General features: G+C 59.7%; 18 protein-coding genes and 1 tRNA gene. 4 read left to right on the top strand and 15 right to left on the bottom strand.

From position 1 onward, the window contains the following. Positions 1–209: 209 nt before the first annotated feature. Both PIB16_RS05540 and cpdR read right to left on the bottom strand, forming a co-directional pair. Positions 210–284 (bottom strand) — tRNA-Val (locus PIB16_RS05540). A gap of 81 nt (positions 285–365) precedes the next feature. Beyond that, on the bottom strand, positions 366–728 hold the full coding sequence (gene cpdR / locus PIB16_RS05535) for a cell cycle two-component system response regulator CpdR (protein ID WP_003497910.1): 363 nt from the start codon (positions 726–728) through the stop codon (positions 366–368). A gap of 181 nt (positions 729–909) precedes the next feature. Between cpdR and PIB16_RS05530 the strand changes: the two genes are divergently transcribed. Next, positions 910–1,794 (top strand): N-formylglutamate amidohydrolase, encoded by an 885-nt coding sequence (locus PIB16_RS05530; RefSeq protein ID WP_271045137.1) that lies wholly within the window; start codon positions 910–912, stop codon positions 1,792–1,794. Between the two features lie 320 nt (positions 1,795–2,114). Further along, positions 2,115–2,891: a histidinol-phosphatase gene (hisN, locus tag PIB16_RS05525; protein WP_174037119.1), complete on the top strand. Its 777-nt coding sequence runs from the start codon at positions 2,115–2,117 to the stop codon at positions 2,889–2,891. Between the two features lie 21 nt (positions 2,892–2,912). Here the strand turns inward: hisN and PIB16_RS05520 are convergent, their stop codons facing one another. After that, the gene (locus PIB16_RS05520) at positions 2,913–3,854 is read right to left on the bottom strand and encodes an alpha/beta fold hydrolase (RefSeq protein ID WP_271045136.1); all 942 of its coding nucleotides are present in this window, start codon (positions 3,852–3,854) and stop codon (positions 2,913–2,915) included. A 380-nt stretch (positions 3,855–4,234) separates the two neighbouring features. Between PIB16_RS05520 and hspL the strand changes: the two genes are divergently transcribed. After that, a complete protein-coding gene (gene hspL, locus PIB16_RS05515) occupies positions 4,235–4,717 on the top strand; it encodes a heat shock protein HspL (protein WP_065656653.1) in 483 nt (160 codons plus the stop codon). 66 nt (positions 4,718–4,783) lie between these two features. Here hspL and PIB16_RS05510 read toward each other — a convergent pair whose 3' ends face one another. Continuing rightward, a complete protein-coding gene (locus PIB16_RS05510; RefSeq protein WP_078052179.1) occupies positions 4,784–5,803 on the bottom strand; it encodes a bile acid:sodium symporter family protein in 1,020 nt (339 codons plus the stop codon). Between the two features lie 98 nt (positions 5,804–5,901). Here PIB16_RS05510 and PIB16_RS05505 point away from each other — a divergent pair, with 98 nt between their 5' ends. Next, positions 5,902–6,762 (top strand): LysR family transcriptional regulator, encoded by an 861-nt coding sequence (locus PIB16_RS05505; RefSeq protein WP_142845571.1) that lies wholly within the window; start codon positions 5,902–5,904, stop codon positions 6,760–6,762. 5 nt (positions 6,763–6,767) lie between these two features. Here PIB16_RS05505 and glpK read toward each other — a convergent pair whose 3' ends face one another. From glpK to PIB16_RS05450, 11 genes are all read right to left on the bottom strand, one after another. After that, positions 6,768–8,267: a glycerol kinase GlpK gene (glpK, locus tag PIB16_RS05500; protein WP_142845572.1), complete on the bottom strand. Its 1,500-nt coding sequence runs from the start codon at positions 8,265–8,267 to the stop codon at positions 6,768–6,770. A 69-nt stretch (positions 8,268–8,336) separates the two neighbouring features. Then, on the bottom strand, positions 8,337–10,058 hold the full coding sequence (locus tag PIB16_RS05495) for an ABC transporter substrate-binding protein (RefSeq protein WP_271045135.1): 1,722 nt from the start codon (positions 10,056–10,058) through the stop codon (positions 8,337–8,339). 75 nt (positions 10,059–10,133) lie between these two features. Next, positions 10,134–10,427 carry a DUF2160 domain-containing protein gene (locus PIB16_RS05490; protein WP_003519736.1) on the bottom strand — a complete coding sequence of 98 codons (294 nt, stop codon included), beginning with the start codon at positions 10,425–10,427 and terminating at the stop codon, positions 10,134–10,136. 2 nt (positions 10,428–10,429) lie between these two features. Continuing rightward, entirely contained in the window at positions 10,430–11,350 is a 921-nt protein-coding gene (locus PIB16_RS05485; RefSeq protein ID WP_035261093.1) for a carbohydrate ABC transporter permease, read from the bottom strand. A 3-nt stretch (positions 11,351–11,353) separates the two neighbouring features. Beyond that, positions 11,354–12,220: a carbohydrate ABC transporter permease gene (locus PIB16_RS05480; protein ID WP_065117167.1), complete on the bottom strand. Its 867-nt coding sequence runs from the start codon at positions 12,218–12,220 to the stop codon at positions 11,354–11,356. Positions 12,221–12,222: 2 nt separating this feature from the next. Beyond that, a complete protein-coding gene (locus PIB16_RS05475) occupies positions 12,223–13,293 on the bottom strand; it encodes an ABC transporter ATP-binding protein (protein ID WP_059758107.1) in 1,071 nt (356 codons plus the stop codon). Between the two features lie 12 nt (positions 13,294–13,305). Continuing rightward, positions 13,306–14,376, bottom strand: coding sequence for an ABC transporter ATP-binding protein (locus PIB16_RS05470; protein WP_220319132.1), 1,071 nt, complete (start codon positions 14,374–14,376; stop codon positions 13,306–13,308). A 36-nt stretch (positions 14,377–14,412) separates the two neighbouring features. Further along, positions 14,413–15,936 carry a glycerol-3-phosphate dehydrogenase gene (locus PIB16_RS05465; protein WP_271045134.1) on the bottom strand — a complete coding sequence of 508 codons (1,524 nt, stop codon included), beginning with the start codon at positions 15,934–15,936 and terminating at the stop codon, positions 14,413–14,415. 108 nt (positions 15,937–16,044) lie between these two features. Then, positions 16,045–16,818, bottom strand: coding sequence for a DeoR/GlpR family DNA-binding transcription regulator (locus PIB16_RS05460; protein WP_020812079.1), 774 nt, complete (start codon positions 16,816–16,818; stop codon positions 16,045–16,047). Between the two features lie 140 nt (positions 16,819–16,958). Further along, positions 16,959–18,419: a siroheme synthase CysG gene (gene cysG / locus PIB16_RS05455; protein WP_271045133.1), complete on the bottom strand. Its 1,461-nt coding sequence runs from the start codon at positions 18,417–18,419 to the stop codon at positions 16,959–16,961. After that, a complete protein-coding gene (locus PIB16_RS05450; RefSeq protein WP_271045132.1) occupies positions 18,391–21,039 on the bottom strand; it encodes a nitrate reductase in 2,649 nt (882 codons plus the stop codon). Before PIB16_RS05450 ends, cysG begins: the two co-directional genes overlap by 29 nt. Between the last annotated feature and the right edge of the window lie 57 nt (positions 21,040–21,096).

Below are 21,096 nucleotides of genomic sequence, written 5' to 3'. Positions count from 1 at the left end.
CTTTCAATGCGAGGACTGTGGACAACTGTTCTGAATACCCGAGGCGCGAAAATCGCAACCCGGGGGGTTGCTTTGTCGTGAAAGACCTGCGCGATACGAACCGCGTGGCATCGAAGACGGTAAGGCAGACGCCCGTGTCACTCGCTGGGGGCCACTATGCAAAAAGGCCCTGCGATCTCTCGCAAGGCCTTGATACTTAATAATTCGGATGGTGGGCGTGACAGGGATTGAACCTGTGACCCCTACGATGTCAACGTAGTGCTCTCCCGCTGAGCTACACGCCCTCCGTGGCGGCGGATAGACCACAAAACCGGTTCATGCGTCAACTGCTTTTTTTCGGTTTTGTGAAGGTTTTTTGAGAGGCCTTACGCCACAAGGAGTTTGTTGACCTCATCCACCAGATCGCGCAGATGGAACGGCTTGGAAAGCACCTTGGCGTCCTTCGGAGCCTTCGAATCGGCATTCAGCGCAACGGCTGCAAAGCCGGTAATGAACATGACTTTCAGGTCCGGGTCGAGTTCGGTCGCGCGCCGCGCAAGCTCGATGCCGTCCATTTCGGGCATGACGATATCGGTCAGCAGAAGCGAAAAGGGCTCTTCGCGAAGCCGGTCATAGGCGCTGGCGCCATTGTCGAAGGAAGAAACCTTGTAACCGGCTTTTTCCAGCGCCTTGACGAGGAAGCGGCGCATATCGTTGTCGTCTTCAGCGAGAAGAATTTTCTGATTCATCATAAGTGACCGTAACTACTCAATGTTTGGAATACCCTAGCCCGATTATAGGATTTTCACGGTAAATATCCTGTGAACGCGTGAATCGGTATAGCGCTGATTGGGCGATAGTATGGACTTGCCGCGCCGTAACTGGCAACATGAACATCCTGATAGTTTGCGACATGGTAAATGACCCTGAATGGACTGGATAACGGGTGAATATGAGCTGTTTGAAGTAACGGAACCTGCCGTTCAAACCCTGCCATTCGTCTATAATTCCCCCCATAGCGGCCGCTGCTACCCCATCTCCTTCCTGGAATCGGCAAGGCTCGATTCGCATGAGATCCGCCGCTCCGAAGATCATTTCGTCGATGAGCTGTTCGCGGCGGCACCGGAGATCGGCGCGCCGCTTCTCAAAGCGAATTTCCCGCGCGCCTATCTGGACGTCAATCGCGAGCCCTACGAGCTCGATCCCCGCATGTTCGAAGGCACGCTTCCGCCTTATGCCAATATCGGCTCCATGCGGGTCGCAGGTGGCCTGGGAACGGTGCCACGCATAGTCGCCGAGAATATGGATATCTATGCCCACCGCCTGCCGGTCGACGAGGCGCTTTCGCGGATCGAGACGATCTACAAGCCCTATCATGCCTGCCTGCGCCGCCTGCTGTCTCGCACCCACGCCAATTTCGGAATGGCGGTACTGATCGACTGCCATTCCATGCCGGGCAATATCCGCGTTGCCGGCTCGAATCTGAAGCCGGATGTAATCATCGGCGATCGCTACGGCACCAGCGCATCCCAGGAAGTCTCCCGCGCCGCGCTGCATTTCCTTGAGGAACTGGGTTTCGTCGCGGTCTGCAACAAACCTTATGCCGGCGGCTTCATCACCGAACATTATGGCCGGCCCATCCGCTCTCTCCATGCGCTGCAGATCGAAGTCAACCGGGCGCTTTACGTGGACGAAAAGACGCTTTTGAAAAAAGCCGATTTTCCTGCCATTCAGGCGTCGCTTGAAATCTTCATGCGCCAGCTCGGCGCTTTCGTTTCCGAATACGCGATAGAAACGTCGCTCGCTGCCGAATAGCAGCTCGAATCATCCGCTATTTCAGTCTTTTATCCCGGATCGTCTGGCAGCCCGCCGGACAAAAAAAACCGCGCCTTGGCGCGGTCAAGTCTAGGGAGGAAACACCCAAGGAGGGTATTTACAGTCAAAGACTGTAGGATCACGCTACGCAGTAATTGCACAATTGTCAATCATTTTATTTTATGCATATTTTTTGGGCTTGTGCTGAAAATATGGAAACACCGGCGCCGTCATTCGTATGAGTGGACGGCGGATGCGATTCCGGTCTATGCATTGCCGCAATAGAATTCAGACCCAATATTCAGGCAATGAGGTTTCGCATGCTGCCCGACCGGGATTTCTTCTTCAAACTTGCCGATGCCGCCAGCGCTGAAACGCTTCCCCGCTTCCGCACGGGCATTGCCGTCGCCAACAAAGAGGATGGCGGCTACGATCCGGTGACGGAAGGCGATCAGGCCGCAGAAACAGCCATTCGCGCCCTGATCGAGGCCCGGTTTCCACAGCATGGCATTCTGGGCGAAGAACACGGCAATATCGGTCTCGACCGCGAGCATATCTGGGTCATCGACCCGATCGATGGCACCCGCGCCTTCATTTCCGGCGTGCCGGTCTGGGGCACGCTGATCGGCTTCCAGTCAGCCGGCCGCGCCTCCATGGGCATCATGGACCAGCCTTTCACGAAAGAGCGCTATTTCGCCGATGGCGAGACAGCCTGGTATTTCGGGCCCGACGGCGAAAAGAAAATCCGGACGCGTGATTGCGCGTCTTTGTCGGATGCGGTGCTGTTCACCACTACCCCGCATATCTTCACTGCGGAAGAAAAGCCCTTCTATGAAAAGGTACAGGATCAGGTCCGCCTTTTCCGCTACGGCGTGGATTGTTACGCCTATTGCCTGCTTGCAGCCGGCCACGTCGATCTGGTGATCGAATCCGGCCTGAAGCCCTATGATGTCGGCGCGCTGATCCCTGTCATCGAACAGGCCGGCGGCATCATGACGACCTGGGATGGCGGACGTCCGGAAAATGGCGGCCGCATTCTCGCCGCCGGCTCAAAGGCGGTGCACGAACAGGCGCTCGCCATTCTCTCAAAACTCTGAGGCACCCCGCTTAAGCGGCCATCATTCCGGCGCGAAAAACGCGTCGATGGCCGCCAGCGCCTGTTTGCGGAAAACGTCACGCTCATGCAGCAGTTCGTGGCGCGCACCGGTGATCGGAAGAAGCTGCGCTGCCCGGAAATTGCGTGAGAGTTCCTCCTGCGCCCTATAGGGCGTGATGGTATCCAGCATCGGCGCCAGAATAAGGGTCGGAATGGTGATATTCGTCAGATGGTCCTGACGGACCACCCGTCCCATGGTCTTCAGCGCCTCATAGACCCAGCGCGCCGTCGGCGCACCGATGAAAAGTTCCGGAAACTGCCTGTGCAGCGAAAGATTTCTTCTAAAACGTCTGGCGTCCGAGGTGAGCGGATTACCGTCGAAATCTCGCTCCCGCTGATCCTTGCCGAGCTGAACCCGTCCAAGACCAACGAGACTTAGAACCGTCGCCACCACCCGAATGACGGATGAGGGGACGGATTGCTGGCTGTCCAGCTCGATGAAAGGCGAACAAAGCGCCAGACGGTCGATCCGGTTCGACAGGCCGGGTGCGGCGGCAAGCGCTGCAAGCGCGCCGGTGGAATGCGCGATCATGAAGAATGGCAGCCGCGTATCCGGCAACACCACCTGTTCGAGAAAAAGGCCGATATCACGCTGATAGTCGGAGAACCGCCGCACATGCCCGGCACCCGGTTTTTTCAGCAATCTTTCTGAACCGCCCTGCCCGCGCGTATCGAAGGTCGCAACCCAGAAACCCATGGCGGTGAGATCGCCGACCGTTTCGAAATATTTCTCGATACATTCGTTCCTGCCATGCAGCAGAACCACGGTTCCGCGAGCCACCTGGCGGCTGGCGCGAAAGATCGCATAGCGAAGCTGTTTGCCGCGATCGCCGGTAAAATAACCGACGGTATGGTTGCCGGGAACCGGGTTGTCTTCGCTGGCGCGCAATGTGGCTTCGATCATCGGTCTTTTCCGGCTTTTCTGCCTTTTCGGGATAGGTCGGCGGCGCGGGAAGGTCAAAGAAAAAATTGCCGGAACCGTCGGTTAAAGCAGTCGCGGTTCCGGCGAATAAGACAGAAGAAGAAGGGACGTTATTGCTTCTGTCCACGGAGAATGTCTCCGATGACCGATGTTTTATGGCTCTCAAACTGAACGATGCCGGAACCTGACGTTCAGCCATGGTTCATGTTTCTTTCGCCTTTTCACGCCCCCCTTGACGCAGCGGCAGGCCATTCCCATCTCATTCATGCGGTCGCCAGAACGGGACCGCGCCACATGTCCGGCCGTTGCCAGAACGGGACGCCGGGCTTAACCGCAAACAGTCGCTTCTTAAGGAGGACACCATGCGTCACGTTGATTTTTCCCCCCTCTATCGTTCCACCGTCGGCTTCGACCGTCTTTTTTCGATGCTTGACGGCCTCGGCCAGCCTGAACAGGCCCAGTCCTATCCGCCCTACAATATCGAGCGGACCGGCGAAAACACCTATCGCATCACCATGGCCGTTGCCGGTTTCGATGAAACTGAACTCAGCATCGAATCCCGCGCGAATACGCTGACGGTGAAGGCCGAGAAGGCCGCAGATGAGAAGTCATCCGAAGGTGAGTTCCTGTATCGCGGCATTGCCACACGCGCTTTCGAACGCCGCTTCCAGCTTGCCGACCATGTCGAGGTCCAGACCGCTTCCCTGAAGAACGGCCTGCTCCACATCGATCTCGTCCGCAATATTCCGGAAGCCATGAAACCGCGCCGCATTGCGATCTCGTCCGACAGCGCCGATGCGCCGAAGACCATCGAAGCCCAGATTTCGCCGGCTCAGGTCAACTAAACCGATCCGGACCTCAAACGAACGGCCCCGTAAAGGGGCCGTTTTTGTTTGATGAAAATTCGCTCTTCAGCGGGTGGAGACTACCGCACCTTCTGCGGCAGCGGCTTCCGATATGGCCGCTTTTTCATGGGCCTTTCTGGCATAACGTTGGGCCAGCACCGCGCAGACCATCAGCTGGATCTGGTGGAAAAGCATGATCGGCAGGACGATTGCACCAATGCTTTGGCCGGCGAAAATCGCGCCCGCCATGGGCACGCCACTGGCGAGGCTCTTTTTCGAGCCGCAGAAGGTGATGGTGATTTCATCGGCCTTATCGAAACCCAGCAAACGGCTGCCGAACATCGTCACACACAGGACAAGCGCCAGCAGCAGGATATTGATGACGATGACCACACCGATATCCCTGAGCGAAAACGTGTGCCAGATGCCTTCGATGACCGCATCGGAAAAAGCGAGATAAACGACCATCAGGATGGAGCCGCGATCGACCGGAGCCAGCAGTTTCTTGCGCGCCCTGATCCAGTCGCCGATCCACGGCTGCAGCACCTGACCGACGATGAAGGGCAAAAGCAGCTGCAGGAAGATCTGCAGGAACGCATCCAGCGAAAATCCACCGCCATGGCCCCCCACCGTAAACAGCAGACCGACCAGCAGCGGGGTCAGGAACATGCCGAAAATATTCGAAGCGGAGGCCGAACAGATCGCAGCCGGCACGTTTCCGCCCGCCATGGAGGTGAAGGCAATGGAGGACTGCACGGTGGATGGCAGGACGCAGAGGAACAACACGCCCATATAAAGCGGCGCAGGCAGAATATTCTCGGGAATGAAGCCGATTGCCACACCGAGCAGCGGGAACAGGCCGAAGGTCACGAGAAGGATCGCCAGATGCAGGCGCCAGTGCAGGATACCGGCAATCACCACATCCCGGGAAAGCCGCGCGCCGTGGAGGAAGAACAACAAAGCGATCGCGAGTTTTGTCGCCAGCCCGAAGTACTCCGCCGGCTCACCGCTGATCGGCAAAATGGAGGCCAAAATCACGGTGGCCACCAGCATCATGGTGAAGCGATCAGGTAGGAAGCGGGTCATGGGAGATCTTTCCGGCATCGGTTTTGCTTGAAACGCGCGCTACTATCGCTCATCATGAATTCCGATGCAAAGATTAACAGTTATCGCGATTCAGGATAATGCTGAACCTTCAACATCTTGCGAGCTTCGTGATGCTTCAGCAGACCGGCAGCTTCACGCTGGCGGCCGAACGGCTGGGGATTGGCCAGTCCACTGTCAGCCAGCATATTCAAAGGCTTGAGGCCGTACTTGGCCGCCGGCTGATTGCCCGCAGCACCCATCAGGTGAAACTGACGGGCGAAGGTGAGGCGCTGCTGGGTTACGCCCGCAACATGCTGGAAATCGACAGCAAGGTGTCATCGCTATTCAGCGAGAACCGTCTGCGCGGACGGCTGAGGCTTGGCGTTTCGGAAGATTTCGTCGCCAGCCGGCTGACCGCCATTCTGGAAGAGTTCATCCGGCTTTATCCCCTCGTCGATCTGGAACTGACGGTTTCGCTGAGCGGCGTGCTTTACCAGATGCAGGACAATGGCGAACTGGATGTGGTGCTTGCCAAACGCCGTCTCGGCGACAAGCTCGGGCACTTTCTCTACCGCGAACCGCTCGTGTGGCTAGCGCGCGACCCGGAGCGAATGCTGAACCAGCCGGACGCCCTGCCCCTGATTGCCTTTCCGCCGCCGAGCATCACCCGAAAGGCGGCGCAGGAGGCGCTAGACCGGGCCGGCCTCGCCTGGCGGATCGTCTGCACCTGCGGCAGTCTCAGCGGACTGACCGCTGCGGCAAGAGCGGGCATGGGCATTCTGGTGCAGCCGCGCAGCATGGCGCCGGCAGGTCTGAAGGAGATTGCCGCAGGCGTGCTACCACCGCTGGAGGACGTGGAATTTGTGCTTCAGCCGAGCAAGGGCGCGGATGCGAAGCTGGTGCGCGCCCTTTCCGATCTCGTTTCCAGCAAGAGCATCGCACCCGGCAGTTTCGTATAGCCTGTTCAATTCTCCCGCCGCGACAGGCAGCGGCCGACACTGTCACGCCAGCCGGCAATGGCGTCTTTCCGTTTAGCCTCTTCCATTGCGGGGCTGAAACGGCGGTCACGCCGCCAATGTTCAGCAAAGGCCTTGCGATCCGGCCAGATGCCGGCGCGTGAGGCGGCAAGCCAGGCCGCTCCGAGAATGGTCGTTTCCAGGAAGACCGGCCGGTCGACGGGTGCCGCAAGAATATCCGCCAGCCGTTGCATGGTCCAATCGGAAGCGACCATGCCACCATCGACCCGGAGCACCGTCTTGCCATTGTCACCCGCCCAGTCCTTGCGCATGGCGTCCAGCAGATCGAAGGTCTGATAGGCGACGCTTTCCAGCGCCGCGCGGGCGAATTCCGCCGGACCGGTGCCACGCGTCAGCCCGAAAATAGCGCCACGCGCCTCCGCGTCCCAGTAGGGTGCACCAAGGCCGGTGAAGGCCGGAACCAGATAAACACGCTGATTGGCGTCGGCCTTTTCCGCAAGCGCGCTGACCTCGGAAGCGACCGAGATGAAACCAAGCTCATCGCGCAGCCATTGCACGGCGGCACCGGCAATGAAGATGGAGCCTTCCAGCGCATAGGTGGTGACGCCGTCGAGACGGTAAGCGATGGTCGTCAGCAGCCGGTTGGTGGAGGCGACGCGATCCGTGCCGGTGTTGAGCAATGCAAAGCAGCCCGTGCCGTAGGTGGATTTCATCATGCCCGGCTCGAAGCAGGCATTGCCGATCACGGCTGCCTGCTGGTCGCCGGCGACGCCAAGGATCGGAATTTCCGCGCCCAGAAGCGATTTATCCGTCACGCCGAAATCGGCGGCGCAATCCAGCACCTCCGGCAGCATGGCGCGGGGGATATCGAGGATCGACAGGAGTTCATCGTCCCATGCATTTTCCTCGATATTGTAGATCAGCGTTCGCGAGGCATTGGTGGCGTCGGTCACATGGCGGCGGCCGCCGGTGAGACGGTAGATCAGGAAACTATCGACCGTGCCGAAGCAGATTTCGCCCTTGACGGCTTTTTCGCGAAGGCCGCTGACACTATCGAGAAGCCATTTCAGCTTCGTGCCGGAAAAATAGGGATCGAGCAGCAGACCGGTCTTTTTCGAAAAAAGCGGCTCCAGCCCCCTTCTTTTCAGCTCCTCGCAGACGGGAGCAGCGCGGCGATCCTGCCAAACCACGGCCCGATGCACGGCCTCGCCCGTGTTCCGGTCCCACAGCACGGTCGTTTCGCGCTGGTTGGTAATGCCGATGGCCTCGATATCGGAGGCGGCGATGCCGGCATCGGCAAGCGCCAGCCGGATGGTTTCGAGCACGCTTTTCCAGATATCCTCGGCATCGTGTTCGACCCAGCCGGAGGCCGGAAAATGCTGCGGAAATTCTCGCTGTCCGACACCGATGACCCGCATGTCGCGATCAAAGACCATCGACCGTGTCGATGTCGTTCCCTGATCGATCGCCAGAATATAACCGCCCATCATGCTACTCCCTTTCAGACGCAATGACCGGGGCGGCAAGCCGCCCCGGTTTCAGATTTTACGCAGACATCACTTCTGCCAGCTTTTGACCAGTTCGTCGTAATTGACGGTGACCGGCTTTTCCTTTTCGTTGGCAATCTTCAGCTGCGGCGCCAGATTGCCCTTCGAAACGGCATCCTTGTTCCAGTATTCGATATCGTGCTCTTCCGCCAGTTTCGGGCCGATATCGCCCTGCACGCCAGCGCGTTCCAGACGGCTCATGACCTTTTCCTGCTCGGCGCAGAGAGAGTCCATCGCCGCTTGCGCGGTTTTCGCACCCGACGAAGCATCGCCGATCGCCTGCCACCAAAGCTGCGCCAGCTTCGGATAATCTGGAACGTTGGTGCCGGTCGGCGACCACTGCACGCGGGCTGGCGAACGATAGAACTCGATGAGACCGCCGAGTTTGGACGCCCGGTCCGTGAAGCTCTTGTGGTGGATGGTGGTGTCGCGAATGAAGGTCAGGCCCACATGGCTCTTCTTCACATCCACGGTCTTGGAGGTCACGAACTGCGCATAGAGCCAGGCGGCCTTGGCGCGGTCGTCGGGGGTGGATTTCATCAGCGTCCACGAACCCACGTCCTGATAACCGAGCTTCATACCGTCCTTCCAGTAGACGCCGTGCGGCGAAGGTGCGACGCGCCATTTCGGCGAACCGTCCTCGTTCACGACTGGCAGGCCGGGCTTGGCCATATCGGCGGTAAACGCCGTGTACCAGAAGATCTGCTGGGCGATGTTGCCCTGCGCCGGCACCGGACCGGATTCGGAGAAGGTCATGCCCTGCGCTTCCGGCGGCGCATATTTCTTCAGCCATTCGAGGTATTTCTCGATGGAATAGACCGAAGCCGGACCGTTGGTATCGCCGCCGCGCGCCACGCAGGAGCCGACCGGCTGCGACTTGTCGTTGACCTTGATGCCCCATTCATCGACCGGCAGACCGTTCGGCAGGCCCTTGTCGCCGTTGCCGGCCATGGAGAGCCAGGCATCGGTGAAGCGCCAGCCGAGCGACGGATCCTTCTTACCGTAATCCATATGGCCGAAGACCTTCTTGCCGTCGACATCGCGGCCGGTGAAGAATTCGGCAATATCCTCATAGGCCGACCAGTTGACCGGCACGCCGAGGTCATAACCATATTTGGTCTTGAAATCGGCCTTGTTCTTTTCGTTGTTGAACCAGTCGTAACGGAACCAGTAGAGGTTCGCGAACTGCTGGTCGGGAAGCTGGTAGAGCTTCTTGTCCGGCGCCGTCGTAAAGGCGCTGCCGATGAAGTCCTTGAGGTCGAGGCCGGGATTGGTGACGTCCTTGCCTTCATTGGCCATGAAGTCGGTCAGGTTGCGCACCTGCTGGTAGCGCCAATGCGTGCCGATAAGGTCGCTGTCGTTGACCCAGCCGTCATAAAGGTTCTGGCCGGTCTGCATCTGGGTCTGGATTTTTTCGACGACGTCGCCTTCCTGGATCAGGTCGTGCGTGACCTTGATGCCGGTAATGGCGGTGAAGGCCGGAGCCAGAACCTTGGATTCATATTCATGGGTCGTCAGAGATTCGGAAACGACCTTGATTTCCATGCCCGCGAAGGGTTTCGCGGCATCGACAAACCATTGCAGCTCCTTTTCCTGATCGCCACGCGAAAGCGACGAAAGATCGCCGATTTCCTTGTCCAGAAACTGCTTTGCTTCCTCCATTCCGGCGAAAGCGGAACCCGTCATTGCCAGCAGCATGGCCGCCGTCGTCGTCATCAAATGCCGTCGCATATCAGTCCTCCCAGGGGTTTGCGATTGCATGAAGTCTGCGGGTGCGGTTTTCCTCCGCCGCACCGTTTTCCTGCTCTAGACAAAACGGAAAACGCCGATGGCGTAAACCAAGGATAGAGCGAGAGCCCACCACAGGTTCGGGCCGACCAGCCCGAGCCATGCGAGATGAATGAAGGCGCTGCCGAGCAGCGAGATAAACAGCCTGTCGCCGCGCGTGGTCTCGAAGCGCAAAAGGCCGAAGCGGGGATTACCGCCGGGCGAGAGATATTCCCAGAACCACATGCCGACGAGCAGCAGCGCGATGGCGCCAAAAAAGGCCGCCGTCTGCCAAGTCCACGCCATCCAGGTAAAATCGGGCATCTTCGTCATGGTCAAACCCTCCCGAGCGCGAAGCCCTTGGCGATGTAATTGCGCACGAACCAGATCACCAGCGCGCCGGGTATCAGTGTCAGCACGCCGGCGGCGGCAAGCAGGCCCCAATCCATGCCGGCGGCAGAGACCGTCCGCGTCATGGTCGCGGCAATCGGCTTGGCGTCCGTCGTCGTCAGCGTGCGGGCGATCAGAAGCTCGACCCACGAGAACATGAAGCTGAAGAAGCAGGCGACACCGATGCCGGAAGCGATGAGCGGCATGAAGATCTTCACGAAGAATTTCGGGAAGGAGTAGCCGTCAATATAAGCGGTCTCGTCGATTTCCTTCGGCACGCCGGACATGAAACCTTCGAGAATCCACACCGCCAGCGGCACGTTGAACAGGCAATGCGCCAGCGCCACGGCGATATGCGTATCGATCAGGCCAAAAGCCGAATAAAGCTGGAAGAACGGCAGCGCGAAGACGGCGGGCGGCGCCATGCGGTTGGTCAAAAGCCAGAAGAACAGGTGCTTGTCGCCGAGAAAGCGATAACGCGAGAAGGCGTAAGCCGCCGGCAACGCCACCGCGACCGAGATCACCATGTTCATGACGACATAGATGATCGAATTGATATAGCCCGAATACCAGGATGAATCCGTGAAGATCGTCCGGTAGTTCTGCAACGTCGGCTGATGCGGATAAAGCGTCATGGAGGAGACGATTTCCGTGTTCGTCTTGAAGCTCATATTGACGAGCCAGTAGATGGGAACCAGCAGCAGCAGGATATAGATCGTCGGCACCAGCCAGGAAAAACGCGACGGCCCATGGTGGCGACGCCGTGCATTGACGGCAAGGCCGGATCGTCCCGTAGCAGTGGCTCTCACCGGCGAACTGCCGATGCCGTTGCGCTCCACGCTGGTGGTGACATTCGAGGCGCTCATGTCTCAAGTCTCCGCGTCGTGGCTGGTCATGACGGTGTAGAACACCCAGGACAGCAGCAGGATGATGAGGAAGTAGATCAGCGACATGGCCGCCGCCGGCCCGAGGTCGAACTGGCCGAGCGCCATCTTCACGAGATCGATGGACAGGAAGGTGGTGGAATTGCCCGGCCCGCCGCCGGTGACGACGAAAGGCTCCGTATAGATCATGAAACTGTCCATGAAGCGCAGCAGGAAAGCAATCAGCAGCACCCGCTTCATCTTCGGCAGCTGGATGAACCGGAACACCGCGAAACGCGAGGCGCCGTCGATCCTTGCCGCCTGATAATAGGCATCCGGAATGGAAACGAGGCTGGCATAACACAGAAGGACGACAAGGCTCGTCCAGTGCCAGACATCCATGATGACCACGGTGATCCAAGCATCGACCGGATCGTTGACATAGTTGTAATCGAGCCCGAGCTGATTGGCGTAATAACCGAGCAGGCCGATATCGCTGCGGCCGAAAACCTGCCAGATGGTGCCGACGACATTCCACGGCACCAGCAGCGGCAGCGCCATGGTGACGAGGCAGACCGGCACGCCGATGCCGGATTTCGGCATCTTGAGCGCGATGAAGATGCCGAGCGGAATTTCAATCGCCAGGATGATGCCGGAGAACAGCAGGTTGCGCCCCAGCGCATCCCAGAAACGGTCCGAGGCCAGAATTTCCTCGAACCATTGCGTTCCGGCCCAGAAGAACTGGTTATTGCCGAACGTATCCTGCACCGAATAATTCACGACGGTCATCAGCGGAATGACGGCGGAAAAGGCGACCAGCACCAGCACCGGCAGCACCATGAACCATGCCTTGTTGTTCCAGCTCTTTTCCATGGTCAGGCCCCCATCTTTACACGCCACGAGTCGGCAAAGACGCCGATGGCGGCCGGATCGAAGCGAACACCCGCTTCCGCCGGGATTTCCTCGTCTTCGGCAACGACGATCGCGAGTTTCTGGCCGGCGAACCGGGCGCGCACGATCTTCTGCCGGCCGATATCCTCGACCTTGTCGACAGTGATGGGCATGCCGCCCCGCTCCAGCCGGACGAATTCCGGGCGGATGCCGATCTCGATGCGTTGCGCTCCGTCAACCTTTGGCGCACCGGCGAGCGGCACACCAAGCCCGCCGACCATTGCGGTCGCGCCGTCGATACTGGCGGGCAGCACATTCATGCCCGGCGAGCCGATGAAATAACCGACGAAGGTATGTCCCGGCCGTTCGAAAAGCTCAGCCGGCGTGCCGATCTGGACGATCTGCCCGTCATACATGACCACAACCTTATCGGCGAAGGTCAGCGCTTCGGTCTGGTCATGGGTCACATAGACCATGGTGAAACCGGACTGGCGATGCAGCCGTTTCAGCTGCGAGCGCAGCACCCATTTCATATGCGGATCGATCACCGTCAGCGGCTCGTCGAAGAGGATGGCGTTGACATCGGACCGCACCAGCCCCCGCGCCAGCGAAATCTTCTGTTTTTGATCCGCCGTCAAACCACGCGCATGGCGTTTGGCCATGCCGGAAAGATCGGTCATTTCGAGGATTTCCCGCACCCGACGGTCCACCTCGGCCTCCGGCACATGCCGGTTGCGCAGCGGAAAGGCCAGATTGTCATAGACCGTCATCGTGTCGTAGACGACCGGGAACTGGAATACCTGCGCGATATTGCGGTCTTCCGTGGCGAAATCCGTCACGTCGGTTCCGTCAAAGGCGATGCGGCCTTCGGAGGGGCGCAGCAGCCCGGAAATGATGTTGAGCAGCGTGGTTTTGCCGCAGCCGGAAGGGCCGAGCAGAGCATAGGCGCCGCCGTCCTCCCATTCATGATGGACTTCCTTCAGCGCATAGTCGCCGGCAGCCTGCGCCTTTGCGTTATAGGCGTGGCGGATGTGATCGAGCGTGATGCGTGCCATGACCGATCTCCCTCAAGCCGCTTCGCCGATGGCGCGGCCATTCGCGTCAAAGGCCATCAGGTGTTTTGTATCGAGAAACAGCTCTATGTCCCTGTCCGGCTCGATGTCGTGAATGCCATGCGCGAGCATGACCCAGCGCCGACCCGAAAATTCCACATGCACGAAGCTTTCCGATCCGGCGATTTCCGAAATCAGCGTCCGCGCCCGGATTGACTGGCGGGCCTCACCCTTCGCCTGCGGGAAAAGATGATGCGGTTGGAACGCAATGGTCAAAGGTCCATCCGGCACGGCGGCAAGATGCGCCGGCACCGCAATCACCGTCTGGTCGGCACGGGTGAATGCACCGCCCGCCTTGATGACCTCGATGGTGTTGAGCGGCGGGTCTGCAAAAATTTCCGCGGTGACGATATCCACCGGACGCCGGTAAACCTCGATGGTACGGCTGAACTGCGTTACCCTGCCCTCGTTGAGCGTTGCGGTATTGCCGCCCAAAAGCAGCGCCTCGGAAGGTTCGGTGGTGGCATAAACGAAGATGGCCCCGGATTCGGCGAAAATGCGCGGCAGTTCCTCGCGCAGCTCTTCGCGCAGCTTGTAATCGAGATTGGCCAGCGGCTCATCGAGCAGCACCAGATTGGCGTTCTTGACGATGGCGCGGGCGAGTGCCGTTCGCTGCTGCTGGCCGCCGGAAAGATTGAGCGGCGTACGGTCGAGATAGGGCGTCAGCTTCAAAAGCTCGGCGGCCTTCCTCACTTCCCTGTCGATGGTCGCCTGATCCTTGCCGGCAACGCGCATGGGCGAAGCGATGTTTTCGTAAACGCTGAGCGCCGGATAGTTGATGAACTGCTGATAGACCATGGCGACGTTGCGCTTCTGCACCGGCCATCCCGTCACATCTTCGCCATTGAAAAAGATCGAGCCGGCGCTCGGCTTGTCCAGCCCGGCCATCAGCCGCATTAGCGTCGTCTTGCCCGAAAGTGTCGGTCCAAGCAGGACGTTCAGGCTTCCGCGCTGCAACGTCAGATCGGTCGGGTGAATATGATATTCACCGCCAACCATCTTAGAGACGTTTCGCAATTCAAGCATGGTGATCCAAAGCCTCCTCCGCTTTTATCCGGATCGTCAGATTGCCCTTAAGCGCCCACCTGCAATGTCTTCGACATAATGCTCCAGCCCACGCACCTCTTCCGGGGTAAAAAAGAGCCCCTGCTTGGTGCGGCGCCACAGAATATCCTCCGCCGTCAGCGCCCATTCCCGCGCCATCAGCCAGCGAACCTCAGCCTCGTACAGCGTACCGCCGAAATACCGCCCGAGCGCCGCCGCCTCCGTGGCATTGCCGATCAGCACCGCCGCATCCGTTCCGTAGCAGCGCACAAGCCGCTCCGCATGACGCTCTTCAAGAAAGGGGTAACGCGACCGCAGCGCCGAAACTTCCGCGGTGTAGGCCTCGGCGCCGAAATTTCCACCCGGCAAATGCGAGCCCGCCGTCCATGGCGCACCCTTTTCACCCAGCGCATCGCCGATTTTTTCAAGAGCATGTTCGGCAAGCCGCCGATAGGTGGTGAGCTTGCCGCCGAAAATATTGAGAAGCGGCGCTTCACCTTCCGCCCCTTCGGTTTTCAGCACATAATCGCGGGTCGCTTCCTGCGCTTTCGATGCTCCGTCATCGAACAGCGGGCGCACGCCGGAATAGGTCCAGACGATATCCGCCGGCTCCACCGGCTCAGCGAAATATTCGCTCGCCGCATTGCAAAGATAGCTGATCTCCTCGTCGCTGATCTTAACAGCCCGGGGGTCGGCGGTATAGTCGCGATCCGTCGTGCCGATCAGCGTAAAGTCCTGTTCATAGGGAATGGCGAAGATGATCCGCCCGTCCGGATTCTGGAAAAAATAGGCACGCGGATCGGAAAATTTCTTGCGCACGATGATGTGGCTGCCCTGCACCAGGCGGACATTATGGACATTGTTTTTGCCGAACGCCGAGGACAGCACCTTGTCCACCCAGGGACCCGCGGCATTCACCAGCATGCGCGCCCGGTAGGTTTTGGCCTCTCCGGCCGCATTTTTCGTTTCGACATGCCAGAAGGTGCCTTCGCGTCGGGCCGAAACCACCTGCGTGCGGTTGAGGATGAGCGCGCCGCGATTGGCAGCGTCGCGGGCATTCAGCACCACCAGGCGGGCATCGTCCACCCAGCCATCCGAATATTCGAAGGCGCGGGCAAAAATCGGTTTCAAAGGTTTCCCGGCGGGATCGCGGCGCAGATCGAGCGAGCGGGTCGCGGGCAGAAGCTTGCGGCCGCCGAGATGGTCGTACAGAAACAGCCCGAGACGCACGAGCCAGGCCGGGCGCACGCCACCTTTCTGGAACGGCAATACGAAGCGCATGGGCCAGATGATGTGCGGCGCCATGGCCCACAGCACCTCACGTTCCATCAGCGCTTCGCGCACCAGACGAAACTCGTAATGTTCGAGATAACGCAAACCGCCATGGATAAGCTTGGTAGCGGCGGACGAGGTGCCGGAGGCGAAATCGTTCATTTCCGCAAGCGCGACGGAGTAGCCCCTGCCGACGGCGTCACGCGCGATGCCGCAGCCATTGATACCGCCGCCGATCACGAAAATATCGTGGATTGCCTCGTCAGACATGGACCCTCCCGCGCTTTCATCGACGCTCTCCTCATCGATATACTGAAAGCACGAACATCTAATTCGAAGACAAAACGAATGTCAAACGAAATTCATGGGCTATCCCGATCAGGACTCGACCATCTCGGTTTCGATCAACCGGACGTCATGATCGGCACAGATGGACCGGATCGAATCCACCGGACAATGATCGGTGATGAAAGTATGCACCTGGGAAAGATGGCCGATACGAACCGGAGCCGTGCGCTCGAATTTGAGCGAATCCGACACCAGAATGACATGGCGCGCATTGGAGATGATTGCCTGCGCGACCTTGACCTCACGAAAGTCGAAATCCAGCAAAGCGCCATCCTCATCGATGGCCGAAACGCCGATGACCGCAAAATCCACCTTGAACTGGCGAATGAAATCCACCGCCGCCTCGCCGACGATACCGCCATCGGAACCGCGCACGACACCGCCGGCAATCACCACCTCGATACCGGGGAAGACACGCAACCTGTTGGCAACATTGATGTTGTTGGTAATGACCATCAACTCGTGATGATCCGCCAGCGCTTCGCCCACGGCTTCGGTCGTCGTGCCGATATTGATGAAGAGTGACGAGTTGTTCGGGATAAGGGCGGCGGCGGCGGCGCCTATCGCCTGCTTTTCGGAAGAGGCTATCGCCCGACGCGCCTCGTATTTGACGTTTTCATTGCCGCTTGGAAAAAGCGCGCCGCCGTGGATGCGGGTCAAAACCCGCGTATCGCAGAGATCGTTCAGATCCTTACGGATCGTCTGGGGAGTGACGGAGAACCGCGCCGCCAGCTCGTCGACCAGCACCCGCCCGTTCGCTTTCGCCAGCGCAACGATTTCATCCTGACGCGGTGTGAGCAGCATTTCACCCTCCCTCCTCTTTCAATTTTTTCGTTTTATTGAAGAGCGAACGAAAAACCAATGTCAAGGGACGGTTTTGCAGCAGCGATAGTGGCGGGATGAAAACAGGTCGTGAACCCCACGACGCCATTTGACGATATTATTTAGCCGACTTTCTGAATGAGCGGGCTGGAACGGGACATCGCCGAGGACGCGGCACCAAATGCATCGCCGATGCCGATTAGCACCGGTTCGTTTACACCCAGCCTCTCAACGGCCGCAGCCAGTTGCGTAAGCGAACCGCACCAACGCTGTTCGTTTGAGCGACTGACGGAAATCATGATGGCAACGGGCGTCAAGGCAGGCATGCCATGGGCAAGCAGGGCAGCTTCGATCTCGGCTGCGGTGCGCCCACCCATGTAAAAGACCGTGGTTACGGAAGGGTCAGACAGCGATTTCCAGTCGATATTCTCCGGCAGCCTTCCCTGCCGGGAATGGCCGGTGATGAAGCGTACCGACTGGGCATGGTCGCGATGGGTCAGGGACACACCCAGACGCGAGGCCATGGCGCTTGCGGCAGTGATGCCGGGAACGATCTCAACCGGGATATTTTCAGCCTCAAGCGCAGCGATTTCCTCGCCGGCGCGCCCGAAAATCATTGGATCGCCGGATTTCAACCGCACCACCCGTTTGCCTGCCTTGGCGAGACGGATCATCATGTCATTGATGTCTTCCTGCCTGCAGCTTTCCCGGCCGCCACGCTTGCCGACCAGCATGCGTTTCGCCTCCCGCCGCGCCAGTTCCAGCACTTCCGCCGAAACGAGATCGTCGAACAGGATGACATCGGCCGCCTGCAGAGCGCGCACCGCTTTCAGTGTCAGCAGTTCGGCATCGCCCGGTCCGGCGCCCACAAGCGTCACAAGGCCCCGCCCCGATCCTGCCCGCGCAGCCTGCATTCCGATATCCGCAAGCAGCCTTTCCTCGCTGCGCTCATCCAGCCTTTCGGTAAAAGCCCGATCGACGAATTTTTCCCAGAAAGAGCGCCGCGACGCACCGGGAGCGAGCCGCAGATTGACGCGCTCGCGGATTGTCTGGGCAAGCGCGCCCCAATCCTTCAGCGAAAGCGGCAGCAATGTCTCAATGCGCCGGCGGATAGCCTGCGCCAGAATGGGTGCTGCGCCATCGGTAGAGATCGACACCACCACGGGCGAGCGATTGACGATGGAGCCAAACTGGAACTGGCAGAATTCCGGCTTGTCGATGACATTGACGGGAACGCCGGTCGCGCGCGCGGCAGCGTAGAAGCTCGCGGCTTCCGCATCGGTTTCGCAATCCGCCAGCGCCAGTTCCGCGCCGCCGAAGATATCCGAACCCCACGGACGGTCATGCCATCTCAGCATCTGGCTTTTTGCGACAAGCACTGCAAAGCTTTCCGAAAGCTCGCTTGCCTCGCAATAAAGATGCAATTCCGCCCCGCAGGCCAGCAGCAGTTCCGCCTTCCAGGCGGCCCCGTCCGATCCGCCCGCCAGCACCACGCGCTTGCCCTCAAGCCCCCAGAAGACCGGCAACTTGGCTAATCTTTCCATGCGGGCCGGTTCATTCCGCTGCGGTTTTAAGGCATCCATCGATGATCCCCCTGATTTCGGCGCGGCAGGAGCCGCAATTGGTTCCGGCATTCAACGCCTTGCCGATGGCTTCGACGCTGCGGCAGCCTTCGCGGATGGCCGCGGTAATCTGGTTCACTCCGACGTTAAAGCAGGAGCAGACGGTGGCGCCCGGATCGGCGCGGCCGGCACCGGGGCGACCAGCGACCAGCGCAAAACGCATGCGCAGATCCTCATGACGCTCGGCAAGTTGCGAGATGGCCCAGTTGCGGGCAACGGCCACCGGCTGCCTGGCGACGAACAGCGCCGCCAGCAGGATATCGCGGTCGAAGAAGGCGAGGCGCAGGTCACCCGTCTGCCGGTCACTATAACCCAGCGGCTCGACCCTGGCCTCGATGCCGAAGACCTGTCGCGCCCAGAGTGTCCAGTCCTGCGGCTCCTCGGCAAAGGCAAGCTCCATGCGATAGCCGCCATCCGCTTTGGCCGTGGCCCAGTACGCACAATCCGGCGCATCCGGCCGGATGCGGGAGATGGCGAAACCATAGGCTTTAGCTTCGAAGCGCCTTGCCCTTACTGCCACGTTTTTCGAGGCGGGCTGGCCGGAATAGGGGTCCGTCACCGGCGCAACCACAACATCGATGCGCGCCTGCGAGGCGAACTGGTCGTTCCAGTGCATCGGCGCAAACACCGAGCCGCGCGCCTGCCTTTCGCTCACCAGCGCCCGCAGCAGAACCTTGCCATGAGGGCTTTCCAGTTCCACCAGATCGGCACTTTCGATTCCCAGCGCCTGCGCATCGCGCGGATGAAGCTCGGCGAAGGGCTCGGCGATATGGGCGGTCAGGCGCGCACTTTTGCCGGTGCGGGTCATGGTGTGCCATTGATCGCGGATACGGCCGGTATTCAGTGTCAGCGGGTAATCCGCCGATGTCCTGCCTGTCTCCGGCAAAGCGGTGGCGATGAACCGCGCCTTGCCATCGGCATGGTAAAACCGCCCATCCGAAAAAAAGCGGGTAACGACGGCATCGCCCTGCCCGGCCTTCGGCCATTGAAACGGCGTCATCGCATCATAGGAATTCCGCTCGACGCCGCTGATATCGAAATCGCGACTGCCGGCATTCTCGAAACCTGAAAGAGCGGCATGTTCGGCAAAAATATCCGATGGCTGGCCGTAGGCGAAGGCCGTGCCGAAACCCATGCGCCGGCCCACTTCCGCCATTTGCCACCAGTCCGATTTCGCTTCACCGGGCGCATCGAGAAAACCGCGCTGGCGGGAAATGCGCCGCTCGGAATTGGTGACGGTGCCGTCCTTTTCACCCCAGCCACGCGATGGCAGAAGCACATGCGCATGGCGGGCCGTATCGGTACTCGCCATGACATCGGACACCACGACGAAAGGACACGCCTTGATGGCCGCCTCGACGGCACCGGCATCCGGCATGGAAACCACCGGGTTGGTCGCCATGATCCACAGCGCCTTGATGCGGCCATCGGCCACGGCCCTGAACATGTCCACCGCCTTCAGTCCGGGTTTTTCCGCAATGGCGGGCGAGGCCCAGAAGCGCCGCACACGGTCGCGATCCTCGGCATTTTCGATGGCCATATGGGCGGCCAGCATGTTGGCGAGCCCGCCGACCTCACGCCCACCCATGGCGTTCGGCTGGCCGGTGAGCGAAAAGGGACCCATGCCCGGCCTGCCGATGCGGCCGGTGGCAAGGTGGCAATTGATGATCGCGTTGACCTTGTCGGTGCCGCTTTCAGACTGGTTGACACCCTGACTGTAGCAGGTGACGGTTTTTTCGGTGCGTTCGAACAATTCGTAAAAGGAAATCAGTTCGGCAATCGTCAGGCCGGTGGCTTCGGCGATCTCCGGCAGGCTATGCTCGTTTGCTGCCTGCATCGCTGCATCAAAACCGACCGTGTGATTTTCCACATAACCGCGATCGACTGCAGGACTATCTGAAAGATGCGCCAGCAAACCGGTAAACAGCGCCACATCTCCATCCGGGCGGATGGCGAGGTGCATATCGGCAATATCGGCGCTCATCGTCCGGCGCGGATCGATGACAACGACTTTCATGTCCGGCCGCGCCGCCTTTGCCGCCGCAAGCCTTTGGTAAAGCACTGGATGGCACCAGGCGAGATTGGAACCGGTGAGGATCACCAGATCGGCAAGCTCCATATCCTCATAGGTGCCCGGCACCGTATCGGCACCGAAGGCGCGGCGATGGCCGGCGACGGACGACGACATGCACAGCCTTGAATTGGTATCGATATTGGCCGAGCCGATGAAACCCTTCATCAGCTTGTTGGCGAGGTAATAATCTTCTGTCAGCAATTGGCCGGAGACGTAAAAGGCGACGGAGTCCGGGCCGTGTTCGGCGATGGCTTGAGAAAACCGGGAAGCGACGAGGTCAAGCGCTTCGTCCCATGACGCCCACCTGCCGGCGATTTCCGGGTGGAGCAGGCGACCGTCGAGGTCGATGGTTTCGGCCAAAGCCGAACCTTTGGAGCACAGCCGTCCGAAATTGGCGGGGTGATCCTGATCGCCTTTGACGGAAACGGCACCGTTATCGTTGATGGTGGCGATGACGCCGCAGCCGACGCCGCAATAGGGACAGGTGGTTTTGGTTTCAACGGGCATGGGTTTGCCCTCTCGGTGCGCGGCGTTTACCCCCCTCTGTCCTGCCGGACATCTCCC

This window comes from Agrobacterium sp. ST15.13.015, from assembly GCF_027871645.1.
Classification (GTDB): domain Bacteria; phylum Pseudomonadota; class Alphaproteobacteria; order Rhizobiales; family Rhizobiaceae; genus Agrobacterium; species Agrobacterium leguminum.
The sequence above is the reverse complement of the archived record's forward strand: the minus strand, read 5'-3'. Positions and strand labels throughout refer to the sequence as shown.